This window comes from Achromobacter sp. (assembly GCF_057314935.1).
The window spans coordinates 1-11,430 of record NZ_DBHKZA010000121.1 but is presented as its reverse complement, the minus strand read 5'-3'; the positions used below and the strand labels follow the sequence as shown (position 1 = coordinate 11,430).

Here is an 11,430-nt window from a genome sequence, read left to right as displayed (position 1 = left end):
CTATTGCCGGGCCAGACGGTAGACCGAAGCAGGCGGCAGATTGAGCGGCACGAAACGCTCTCTGCGGGCCGACAGCCCGCATGCATCCAGTACGGCGCGCGAGATCGGGCAACGCACGCCATAGGTGAAAAAGTGCATCGCGCCGCCCGGCCTCATGGCCTCGAAGACGGCGGTCAGCAGTTGATGATGGTGCGCCCCGCTCATGTTGCGCAACGGAAGGCCGCAAATCGTCGCATCGATGCCGTCCAGCTCCGGGTGCCGGTCGCGGGACAAGTCCTGCGCGGATACCTGCAGCACCGAGGCTTCCGGGAACTGCGTCCGCAGGCTTGAACTCATGCCCGAATCCTGCTCGACCAGGACCAGCCGCGAGGGATGTACGCCCTTGCGCAGCAGCTCGCGGGTGAACACGCCGGTACCGCAACCCAGTTCCAGAACTTTTCCTGCCATGGGCGGCACCGATGCGGTGATGGCCGCGGCCAGCGCCGCACCGGAAGGCGATACGGCGCCGATGGCCGAGGGGTTGGACAACAGCGCCTTGACGAACTGCTTGCGCTCTTGCAGCCAGGTCATCCGCCAATGAGACGAATGATTGTGCCGCGCGGTGGTCTTGTATGACGACGAGGAATGCATGAGTGCCTTTGTCTCCGGTTCCTGGCCCCCATGCACGATTGCTGCGGTGCACGGGAGAACTACAAAGACCTTACCTGTCCAAGACCGCCCGCGCCGGCAACCGTACGTAAGCACGTTTATCAATTGGCGGCGGCCGGACTGGCCGGCCGCGACAGCGGGCGGCCGCCGCTGACAGCTTGCGTTGCAAGTCGCCGTGCCGGATCAGTCGATCGCCGCACCCGCCGTCTTCACGACCTTGCCCAGCCGCGTGTACTCTTCCGCGCCGAAATCCGCCAGCGATTGGCGCGTGGTGGGCGACGGGACGGCCCCCCTCGACTCCAGGGCCTTGCGCACGTCAGGACGCTGCAGCGCCTGGTTCACCGCGGCGTTCAGCTTGTCCAATACCGCGACAGGCGTGCCCTTGGGCGCGTAAAGCCCGTCCCAGGCGAAAAACTCATAGCCCTTGACGCCCGCCTCGCTGATCGTGGGGATATCCGGGTTGGAGCCCACCCGTTGCGGCGTGGTCACGCCCAACGCCCGCAGCTTGCCCGCGGCGATCTGGCCCGACACATTGGGCATCACATCGATCAGGAACGAAATGCGTCCGCCCAGCAAGTCCGTCATGGCCGCGCCGCCACCCTTGTACGGAATGTGCATGACACGGATGCCGGCCATCTGGTTCAAGAGTTCACAGGCCAGGTGAGACGAGGTGCCGTTGCCGGCCGACCCACAGGTCAGTTCGCCGGGATGCGCCTTGGCATAGTCCAGCAACTGCGCCAGCGTCTTGAAGCGGTCGTCGGTGCCGTTGACCACCAGCGCGGCGGCGATGACGGTAAAGCGCGAGATCGGCTCGAAGTCGCTGGGGGCATAACCCGGCGACTTATAGAGCCAATGGTTGATGGCCTGCGTGCCGTTGGTGCCATAGGACAGCGTGTAGCCGTCGGGCTTGGCCCGCGCGGCGATCGACGCGCCGATGTTGCCGCCCGCGCCGGGCCGGTTTTCCACGATGATGGATTGGCCCAGTTCGCGCGACAGCGGTTCAGCCACCAGGCGGGCCAGCGTGTCGCCGCCGCCTCCTGCGGCAAAGGGCACGACCAGCGTGATGGCGTGCGCAGGCCAGTCGGCCTGCTGGGCAAGCGCGGCGCCCGATGCCAGCGACACGCACGCGGCGGCCGCCATATGGATAAGGGTCTTTGAGGGGTTCATGGTTGTCTCCTGGGGGATGCAGTAACACGCGCCCGCTGCGTTGTAGGTATGTCGGGCGCGCGGTTGGGTTGGGGAATCGGTCTCAGGCGTCTCCTGGCGGTTGCGCTACACGAAACGGCAGCTCACCGAGCCCAGCGGACCGTAATCCACATGGAAGGTGTCGCCTGCCTGGGCAAAGACGGGCCGGGTGAACGATCCGCTCAGGATGATCTGGCCGGCTTCCAGCGTGACGTCATGCTCGGCCAGCTTGTTGGCCAACCACACCACCCCGTTCGCGGGATGGTTCAGCACGCCCGCCGCCAATCCGGTTTCCTCGATGACCGCGTTGCGCGACATCATGGCGCCCACCCAGCGCAAGTCCATGTCGCCCACGCGCACCGGCCGGCCTCCCATCACGACGCCCGCGTTCGCCGCGTTGTCGGCGATGGTGTCGAACACCTTGCGGGGCCGTTTGGTGTCGGGATCGATCTGGTGCGACCGGGCGTCGATGATCTCCAAGGCAGGAATCACGTAGCGCACGGCGTCCAGCACGTCGAACAAGGTCACGCCCGGCCCATGCAGGCGCCGGTCCAGGATGAAGGCCAGTTCGACCTCGACGCGTGGCACGATGAAGCGGCCGCGCGGGATCTCGGCGCCATCGGCAAACAGCATGTCGTCCAGCAACGCGCCGTAGTCGGGTTCGTCGATCTGCGAGGAAAGCTGCATCGCGCGTGACGTCAGACCTATCTTGTGGCCGACCAGCCGGCGGCCCGCCGCGATCTTCTGCGCGACCCATTCGCGCTGGATCGCATAGGCATCGGCAATGGTGATGTCCGGATGGTCCAGCGACAGTTGGCGCACCTGGGTGCGCGTCTGCTCCGCGTCGTCCAGCCGGCGCGCCAGCGCCTTGATGGTGGGGGTATCCATGTTCGTCTCCTTGGTTTTCTTGCTTATCCCGATCCTGGCGTGGGCTGTTATTCGGGTTTGGGTTCGGGCGGCAGATGGCGCCGGCTACGCTTGTCGGCCAGGCGCCAGCCCGCGCCGGTCTCCACCAACGCGTCCTGGCAATCCCGGATGGCGACGAGCCGGGGCGCCCCGCCCTGCTCGTGCGGCACGCTTTCATAAGCGGTCAGGAAATACGCGACGGTGGCGCACCCGCCGTCCCACGCGGTCAGGCGCAGGTTCGTAATGACGTGGCACGTGGTGCGCTCAGGAGCGCGGGCGTTCAACGCGGCCAGGACTTCCTGCGGGCCGCACAGCCGCTTGCCCTGGCGCAGCCAGACGCCGTCTAGCGCCATCAGCGCCGCCGCAGCCTCGTGGCGGCGGGTATCCAGCGCATGGAAGAAGTCCAGGACGACCGCCGCGCAAGCTGCCTGGACTTGCAGGGTGTGGGTGGAATGTTCCAAAGGCGTCCTCATCCGATCTGGGCGCTGGCCAGCGGCACGTCTGGCCGCTGCAACAACGCCGGGTCCAGGACCGCGCCTTGCGCGATCCACTTGCGCAGCTGGCGGAGATCCCGCGCCGCATCCACTGCCACGGCCGCCACGATGCGTCCGCCGGCATCCAGCGCCATGGACAGCAGCGCCCGGCCATCAGCCTGCGGCCGCAATACTTCGCACGCCGCCCGCGCCGGGAAGCCGATGATCTGCACCATGGCGTCGTACTGCTCCGACCAGACCGCGCCGGTCGGCACATACGGTGCCGTCTCGCCCAGCGCCGACAAGGCGGCCGCCGTGCCCTGGTCCTGCGCGTTCTGCCAGGATTCCAGGCGGACCCGGCCGCCGGCCGCGGCGTGCGCCGACACGGCCACATCGCCCGCGGCGTAGACGTCCTGCACGGACGTGCGGCAATACTCGTCCACCAGCACGCCGCGCTCGCAGGCGATACCCGCCTCGCGCGCCAGCGCATCGTTGGCCTGCAAGCCCACGCCAAGCACCACCGCGTCGGCAGCGATGCGGGTGCCGTCGGCCAGTTCGGCGACGGGTTTGCCGTCTGCCTGCGCCAGCACGGCGCGCAGCCCTGCATTGACCCGGATATCCACGCCATGCGCGGCATGCAGCGCAGCCAGGTGCGCCGATACGCCCGGTTGCACGCTGCGGGCGCACAGCCGCGGCGCCTGTTCCAGCACCGTGACCGCGCTGCCCGTCTGCCGCGCCGTGGCCGCCACTTCCAGCCCGATCCATCCGCCGCCGACGATGACCAGGCGTTTGCCGGGCCCGATATCCGCGCGCAGCCGCAATGCATCGTCCCGCGTGCGCAGCACATGCACGCCGGGTCCGTCGACGCCGGGCAGCGCGGGCACTAGCGGTTTGCCGCCCATGCAGAGGATCAGCTTGTCGTAGCCCAGCGCACCGCCATCGGAGGTGTCCACCCGGCGCTCCCGCAACCCCAGGCGCGTCGCCGACACGCCCGGCTGGAATTCGACGTCCAGCTGGGCCAGGCGCTGGGCGGAGAACAATTCCGTGCTCTCGGGCGGGGCTTGCCCGCCCAACACGGCTTTGCTCAACGGCGGCCGTTCATAGGGCGCATGCGGTTCGTCGCCCAGCAACACGACCCGGCCTGAGTAGCCGCGGTCGCGCAGCGTGGCGGCAGCCCAGCCGCCGGCCTGCCCGGCCCCCACGATGACGATGGCGCCCGCGTTCACGCGGCCTCCGCCTTCAGATAAATCGTGTTCGCCTCGACCCGCACCTCGTACCGGCGCAAGTCCGTCGTGACGGGCGGGCACTGCGGCTTGCCGGTGCGGATGTCGAAGACGCCCTGATGCAGCGGACATTCGATCGTGCCGTCTTCCACGTAGCCGTCCGCCAGGCTGGCGTTGCCATGCGGACAGCGGTCCTGGGTGGCGCAGATCTCGCCCTGCAGGTCATACAGGCAGACGCCCTCGCCTTCGTGCACCACACGCAAGGTGCCCGTGTCGGGCGAGATGTCGCCGACCTGGGCGACGGGTTTCCAGGTTTCCATGGTTACAGCCCCATTGCCTTGCGGTAGTAATCGTAGAAGGACCGGATCAGCACTTCGGTCACCATGTAATCGGCCGGCTCGGTGTCGCGTCCCCCCATTTCGACGATGCCGCGCGCCTCCGGATATCCCGTCACGCCGATCTGCACCTGGTTCAGCATCTCGCTGTCGTCCATGGACACGAATCCCGCCGGCCCCAGCAGGTTGGCGTGCTTCAGGCGCAACCGCGTCATCTCCTCGTCGTCGTCCTCGTACCCGTAATAGGTGAACACCAGTTCGTGCTCGGTCGGACTGCGCGGAATGACGTGGCGCGTCTTCAAGGAATTGGCCTGGATGCCGAACTGGGCGGCCGGGAACACCCAGGCGCCGCCCACGCGGCCCCGGTTGAACTCGGCGCGCGGCGTCACGGTTTCCAGGTCGAGCAGTTCCAGGTCGTCGCGGAAGCGGCTCATTTCGGTCGTGGCCGACGTCTTTTTCTTGCCTTCGTTGTGCGACACCATGACGCTGTGCGCGCCGCCGCCCGTGGGGATGCATTCCGACTTGGAGTCGGCCCGCCACAGGCCGAAGGTGATGTAGAAGGTATGCAGCAACGTGGCGTGGTACGGGTCCTTCAGGTTCTCCAGGTACATCTTCCAATTGCTGGGGATCAGCTGACGGCTGTAGCCCAGCAGCTTGAGCGGCTTGCCCGGCAGCATGTGGTCGATCTCGGCCAGCACTTCCGGCCCGCAGTAGTCCTCGAAACTGGGCGCCTCGTCAGAGAACGTGGCCCAGATGGAGCCGCCACGGTTCACGCTGCGCAGCTTGCGGATGCCGTTCTGCTTGGGGTCGAAGTCCTTCGGCATGCCGCCCTTGCCCATCGCGCCGCGGCGGAACGGCACACCTTGCAGGTTGCCGTTCAAGTCGTAGTTCCACTGGTGGTACGGGCAAGTGAAGTCGGTCACGCGGCCGGTGTTGTGCCAGCAGATCTGCGCGCCGCGATGCGCGCAGCGGTTCTCCAGCACCGTGACCTCGCCCGTCTCGGTGCGGACCATGATGACCGGGCGGTTGCCGATCCAGTTGCGTTTGTAGCAGCCGGCCTCCGGCACTTCGCACTCCAGGCCGACGTAGTTCCAGGTCTGCCCGGCAAAGAAGATATCCATTTCCTTCTGGAAAATGGACGGATCCGTGTAGACCCAGTTGGGGATGCGCGTATAGCCCTCTTTGGGCCAGCGGCGTTCGATATGGATGGGAGCCGCGGCAGGCGTGTCCAGCACGGCGGAGTCGGAACAGGTCATGGCAGGTTTCCTTGCAGCGGATTCAAAGAGGCACGATCAGCGACGTGCGCACGCGGTAGTTGTCGTAGACGCAGTCGCGGCGGGTGAACGCCAGGCCTTCTGGCCCGACCCGCAACACGTCCAGGTACCGGCCCACCATGTTCAAGGTGGGCTCGCGGTCGGACAGCGACTCCATCACCGCGAAGTTGGCCTGCGCCACGATGTGGTCGCCCTGCACCTCCATCACGCGCACGCCGCTCACGAAATGTCGCAGCGAACGCGGCTCGAACATGGTGGTTTCGCGCAGCGCCGTGACGCGGTCGCGCAGCATGTTCTTGTTCATGCAGTAGATCAGGCCCAGCGGCAGGCCCGCATCGTGGTTTTCGCGGGACAGCACGCGGTAGTGACAGTCTTCGGTAAAGAATTCGGGCCACTCTTCAAGCCGGTTTTCGTCCAGGCAAAAGGCGTAGTCGTCATAGAAGTCCCTCAGGCGGGCACGCAACGACGACACGTCGGAATAGTCGGTCAAGGTCATGGGGGGATCCGGAAATCGGTTCTTGGGAAGAGCGCCCGTTCAGGACGCCGCGGCCAACTGCGCGCGGTTGCTTTCAAAGCCGCTCTGGCTGCCCAGCGCCAGGATGGGCTCCTGCATGCGCTCCTGCCAGATCAGCGACTCCATCGCGATTTGCAGGGGGTGGTCCTGCACGGTCAGCGCGGACGTGGTCTCGGTGCCCGAATGGTGCGAATGCATGGCCCAGCCCGGCGCGGACAGGATCAGGTCCCCCGCCTTCCAGTCCAGGCGCGTGCCGCTGACCTTGCTGTAGCCGTTGCCACGCAGGTAGTAGTTGATGGCTGAAGAACTGTGCCGGTGCGGCACATGGTGGTTGTCCGGCGGCGACGAGGAAATCGTCGCGAAGAAACTGTGCGTGGTGCCGATGCGGCGTTCGGTGGCGGGGTTGTACAGCACGAAGAGCCGGCGGCCGTTGTAGCCGCGCGCCATGTCTTCGACGGTGGGCAGGTAGCGCGACACGTCCGCCCACGGCCAGTGCAGCGCCTTGGATTCCAGCACGTCGATATCGATCAGCCACTCGTAGCCCATCAGCCACGCGCCCTCGGGCGTGATCTGTTCACGCAAGGCCAGGTCGCGAGACCGCGGGCCGTCCGCGGCGCGTGCCGGCACGGGCTTGGTGTTTGCATCCGCCGGCGGGACATCGCCCTCGAATTCCTCGACGTAATGGATCTCCAGCTTTTCCAGCAAGGGCGCGTTGGAGTACGACAGCCGCACCCAGGGCGTCTTGCCGTCGTTGCGGTAGGAATGCACCTGCATCGCCGGCGTGTTCCAGACGTCCCAATGCCCGACCCGGATGTCGCGGCCCGCGACCGTGGCCACGCCCTCGCCGCTGATACAGATCTCGAGCATGTTGGAGTTCTTGCGCACATTGAACGTGCGTTCGCCGGGGTTCACCACGTTAATGGTCACGTCCGTGCCGGGCGCCAGGCCCAGCCCCGGCGCGGTGGCCTCCGGATGCACGATCAGCGAGGCGCGGCGGCCGTTGCCGGGCCGGGGCGCATCGATCAGCCGGGCAATTTCCAGATCGATGTCCTCTTTCGGGATCACGACCGACGGCCATTTGTTCTGTTCGCGGGGGCTGGCCCCGCTGACGTCGACGAACATGCTTGTCTCCTGTTGCCGCCGGCACTGCGGCCGGCTCTCTCGTTGATTGGATTCGGTTCAGGGCTGCGCAAGCAGCAGGTTTTCGCGGGTTTGGGGCGGCAACGCCACGCCCAGGCCGTGGTCGCGGGCGTGCTCGTACACCACGCGCGCCATCGCGAGGTCGGACAGGCCCATCCCCATGCCCTTGAAGATCGTCAGGCGCGCGCCCTCTGGCCGCGCCTGCCCCGACGCCAGCAGGTTGCTCAGCACCGACACGCCTTGCCATGGCGCCCCATCGGCGCCGTATCGTTCGCGCAGTTCCCGCGAGCCCCGGCGGGCGTTTTCCAGGTCGTCCACCACCACCCCGTCGGCGCGGTCGAACACATCCTGGAAGAACTCCGCCTTGGCGGGCAGGATGGCCCCCACCGCATTCAGGTGCCGGCAATCCGCCAACATGGCGGCGTCCACGAAAGGCTCGACGGCGCGGGTGATCAAGGTGACGATCTGGGCGCCGGCCAGCGCATGTTCCAGACTGGTCGATTCTTCGACGTCGAACGCATACTTGCCCGCCACGCTGGCGACAAAGGCGCGGCGCTTCTCGGGCGTCGGGCTGTAGACCCGCACGCGCCGCAGCTTGCGCACCGCGGCCAACGCCGCCAGTTGGGTGACGGCTTGCGGTCCGGTGCCGACCAGTGCGGCCTGGGTCGCGTCTTCCGGCGCCAGGGCCCGGGTGGCGACACCACTGATCGCCGCCGTGCGCAGCATGCCGAGTGCGCGCGCTTCAATGATGGCGCGCAGGAAACCGGTGCCGGCATCGAACAGGCTGAACAAGGACCCGCCGCCCGCCTTGGTGTGGACCCAGGTCTTGAAGCCGGCGTATCCGCCCCCGTCCGTCTGCACCGAACCCAATGCATGCATCGAGCTGCCGTCGCCCCAAGTGGCCAGCGCCTTGGGCAAGTTGCAGGCCTGGTCCTTGCCTTGCGCGACCAGCATGGCGTGCAGCGCGTCGATCGCGCGGTGGATGTCCAGCACCGACACCACGTCCCGTTCCGTCAGATACCGCAGCGCATCAGTCATGCGCGTCTCCTTGTTCGTGGGCGGGTTCGTCCGCCACCGTGTTCACGAGCGTCCCGATCCCCGGGATCTCCACTTCCAGCGTGTCGCCCACGGCCAGAAAGCGCGGCGGCTTGCGGCTGGAACCCACGCCTTCAGGCGTCCCGGTGGCGATGACGTCGCCCGGCGACAACGGGGTAAAGGCGCTGAGATAGGCAATCAGTTCGGCAATCGGAAAGATCAGGTCGGACACGTCGCCCTGCTGCATGACCGTGCCGTTCAGCCGGGTAATGACCTGCAGGCGCGCCGGATCGCCGACCTCGTCCGCAGTGACCAGCCATGGCCCGATCGCCCCGCTGCGTTCGAAGTTCTTGCCCGGCGTCACCTGGGCGTTGTGCTTCTGGAAATCCCGCACCGAGTTCTCGGCCATGCAGGTGTAGCCCGCCACATGCGACAAGGCGTCGCGCGCGGCGATGTGGCGCCCTGCGCGGCCGATGACGACCGCGAGTTCTCCCTCGTAGTCGAACTTGTCGGACAGGCGGGGTTTCCACACCGGCTCCCCATGACCCACGAAACTGTCGGCAAACCGGACGAACATCGACGGGTGCGCGGGCAGTTCGCGGCCGGCCTCGGCCACATGGCGGCCATAGTTCAGGCCGACGCACAGGATCTTGCGCGGCGCGGGCACGGGCGGCAGCAGCCGCAAGCCGGCCAAGGGCCTACAGGGCATCCCTTCAACTTGCGCCGCCTGGGCGATCTGTTCCGCGCCCGCCTCCAGGGCGGCAGCCACGTCGGGCCAGACCTGCGTCAGCACCACGACGTCGGTGCCGCGCACCACGCCCCAGGCGTTGCGGCCTGCTTGATCGAAGCTGATGAGCTTCATGTTGTCTCCTGTGCCTGCGGCGCTTCGGCATGCATTGGTTGGCTTCTTTGCATGCAATCGTGGACAAATCTCGACCGCGCTCGCTGTTTTTCTGAATTATTGCATGCAATTTTGATGAATCGCAAGGTGTGCGCAGGTTTTTTATGGACGATTGCATGCAATTTTCTGGGTACACTGGAGGTCCTTAATGCCTTTCTTCCACCCACGCTTCGCTATGGCCGCTCAGATCGACAAAGTTATTTCCGAACTCCGGGACATGGTGCTTTCCGGCGCCTTGCAGCCGGGGGAACGGATCGTGGAGTTGCAGTTCTCGGCACGCCTGGGCGTCTCGCGCACGCCGTTGCGCATCGCCCTGACCGAGCTCGAGAAAGAAGGCCTGCTGGAGCGCTTGCCGTCCCGGGGCTTCCGGGTGCGGTCGTTCACCGTTGACGAAATCGGCGACGCCGTGGATGTGCGCGGGGTGCTTGAAGGCATGGCCGCGCGCCTGTTGGCCGAGCGCGGCGCCACAAAGGAAGTGCTGGAGCAACTGTCGCAGGCGGTGGAGGAAGGCCGCAATTTGCTGGCGCCGGCCCGCCGCGATCCGAACACGACGGTGGACGCCCGGGCCTGGGGGCAGATCAACCGCCGTTTTCACGAGATCCTGTGCGAAGCCGCCGGCAATCGCGCCCTGCTGTCGGCGCTGGAGCACAACAACAAGACGCCGCTGGCCGGCCCGGCCGCGCTGACGCTGCCGTCCACCCCATCTTTGCTGGAAACGCCCTTCGTGCTGCGGGCGCAGGCAGACCACGAAGACCTGCTGCGCGCCATCACCCGGCGTGAAGCCGTGCGGGCCGAAAACCTGATGCGCGAACACGCCTACCGCAGCCGCGAAAACAAACGCGTCCTGCTGGACTCGTTGCGCGGCGCGTTGTCGGCGCAGCCGCTATTGGCCGATCACAGCGCGTAGCCGCTTGTCTGCGAACGCCGCGTCGTGTCATGGACGCGAAGAGGCCCTCGACCCAGTCAATCGTCCTAAAAACAGAACGCTCATGGCGATTATTCGGTACTACCGGATAGATCGTTCTTTGAATATCGTTAATGGCGGTCCGATTCCCAATGACAGGCAATGCAAACGTGCCAGTGTTGGGTGTTGCCCGTCATCGATTCTCCAGGAGACTGTCCATGAGCACCCCAGCAAATTTCAACGGCGCCCGCCCTGTCATCGACCCCGATAACGCAGCCATGCTGCTGATCGACCACCAGAGCGGATTGTTCCAGACCATCGGCGACATGCCCTTCACGACGGTGCGTTCGCATGCCGGCGCCTTGGCAAAGATGGCCACGCTGACCAAGATGCCTGTCATCACCACAGCGTCCGTGCCGCAAGGCCCCAACGGCCCGCTGATCCCGGAAATCCATAAGTACGCGCCACACGCGACGTACGTGGCGCGCCGCGGCGAAATCAACGCGTGGGACAACCCGGAATTCGTGGCGGCCGTGAAGGCCACTGGCCGCAAGCAGTTGATCATCGCCGGCACCATCACCAGCGTATGCATGGCGTTCCCGAGCATCGCCGCGGTCAACGAAGGCTTCCAGGTGTTCGCCGTGATCGACGCCTCGGGCACCTATTCCAAGATGGCGCAGGAAATCACCCAGGCCCGCGTGGTTCAGGCCGGCGTGGTGCCGATGGATACCGCCGCCGTCGCGTCGGAACTGCAACGGACCTGGCACCGGGAGGACGCCGCGCAGTGGGCGGAGCTCTACGGCGCGATCTTCCCGTCCTACCAGCTGCTGGCCGAAAGCTATGCCAAGGCCCAGGAAGTCGAGAAGAACCAGGAACTGCTGGACTCCCAGCG

Annotated in this window: 13 protein-coding genes; 2 read left to right on the top strand and 11 right to left on the bottom strand. The window is 66.3% G+C overall.

The window, feature by feature from the left end:
- The 11 genes from ACO6D5_RS27845 to ACO6D5_RS27795 form a co-directional block, all read right to left on the bottom strand.
- Positions 1-630 carry a class I SAM-dependent methyltransferase gene (locus ACO6D5_RS27845; RefSeq protein ID WP_315846484.1) on the bottom strand — a complete coding sequence of 210 codons (630 nt, stop codon included), beginning with the start codon at positions 628-630 and terminating at the stop codon, positions 1-3.
- Between the two features lie 201 nt (positions 631-831).
- On the bottom strand, positions 832-1,815 hold the full coding sequence (locus ACO6D5_RS27840; RefSeq protein WP_485827179.1) for a Bug family tripartite tricarboxylate transporter substrate binding protein: 984 nt from the start codon (positions 1,813-1,815) through the stop codon (positions 832-834).
- A gap of 105 nt (positions 1,816-1,920) precedes the next feature.
- Positions 1,921-2,721, bottom strand: coding sequence for a 2-oxo-hept-4-ene-1,7-dioate hydratase (hpaH, locus tag ACO6D5_RS27835; protein ID WP_485827178.1), 801 nt, complete (start codon positions 2,719-2,721; stop codon positions 1,921-1,923).
- 47 nt (positions 2,722-2,768) lie between these two features.
- A complete protein-coding gene (locus ACO6D5_RS27830; protein ID WP_485827177.1) occupies positions 2,769-3,200 on the bottom strand; it encodes a nuclear transport factor 2 family protein in 432 nt (143 codons plus the stop codon).
- A gap of 8 nt (positions 3,201-3,208) precedes the next feature.
- Positions 3,209-4,438 carry an NAD(P)/FAD-dependent oxidoreductase gene (locus ACO6D5_RS27825; RefSeq protein WP_485827176.1) on the bottom strand — a complete coding sequence of 410 codons (1,230 nt, stop codon included), beginning with the start codon at positions 4,436-4,438 and terminating at the stop codon, positions 3,209-3,211.
- The gene (locus tag ACO6D5_RS27820; protein ID WP_315846479.1) at positions 4,435-4,755 is read right to left on the bottom strand and encodes a Rieske 2Fe-2S domain-containing protein; all 321 of its coding nucleotides are present in this window, start codon (positions 4,753-4,755) and stop codon (positions 4,435-4,437) included. The genes ACO6D5_RS27825 and ACO6D5_RS27820 overlap by 4 nt, the downstream gene beginning before the upstream one ends.
- Positions 4,756-4,757: 2 nt before the next feature.
- Positions 4,758-6,026, bottom strand: coding sequence for an aromatic ring-hydroxylating dioxygenase subunit alpha (locus ACO6D5_RS27815; RefSeq protein WP_315846478.1), 1,269 nt, complete (start codon positions 6,024-6,026; stop codon positions 4,758-4,760).
- Positions 6,027-6,048: 22 nt separating this feature from the next.
- Positions 6,049-6,540, bottom strand: a complete 492-nt coding sequence (locus ACO6D5_RS27810) for an aromatic-ring-hydroxylating dioxygenase subunit beta (protein WP_315846477.1) — start codon at positions 6,538-6,540, stop codon at positions 6,049-6,051.
- A gap of 39 nt (positions 6,541-6,579) precedes the next feature.
- Positions 6,580-7,680, bottom strand: a complete 1,101-nt coding sequence (locus tag ACO6D5_RS27805; protein ID WP_315846476.1) for a cupin domain-containing protein — start codon at positions 7,678-7,680, stop codon at positions 6,580-6,582.
- 57 nt (positions 7,681-7,737) lie between these two features.
- Positions 7,738-8,736, bottom strand: a complete 999-nt coding sequence (locus ACO6D5_RS27800) for an ornithine cyclodeaminase family protein (protein ID WP_485827175.1) — start codon at positions 8,734-8,736, stop codon at positions 7,738-7,740.
- Positions 8,729-9,595: a fumarylacetoacetate hydrolase family protein gene (locus ACO6D5_RS27795; protein ID WP_485827174.1), complete on the bottom strand. Its 867-nt coding sequence runs from the start codon at positions 9,593-9,595 to the stop codon at positions 8,729-8,731. The genes ACO6D5_RS27800 and ACO6D5_RS27795 overlap by 8 nt, the downstream gene beginning before the upstream one ends.
- A 214-nt stretch (positions 9,596-9,809) precedes the next feature.
- On the opposite strand from ACO6D5_RS27795, the gene ACO6D5_RS27790 reads away from it, so the two are divergent.
- A complete protein-coding gene (locus ACO6D5_RS27790; protein WP_315847037.1) occupies positions 9,810-10,541 on the top strand; it encodes an FCD domain-containing protein in 732 nt (243 codons plus the stop codon).
- Positions 10,542-10,756: 215 nt separating this feature from the next.
- A partial coding sequence (locus tag ACO6D5_RS27785; RefSeq protein ID WP_485827180.1) for an isochorismatase family protein occupies positions 10,757-11,430 on the top strand: 674 nt, incomplete at its 3' end.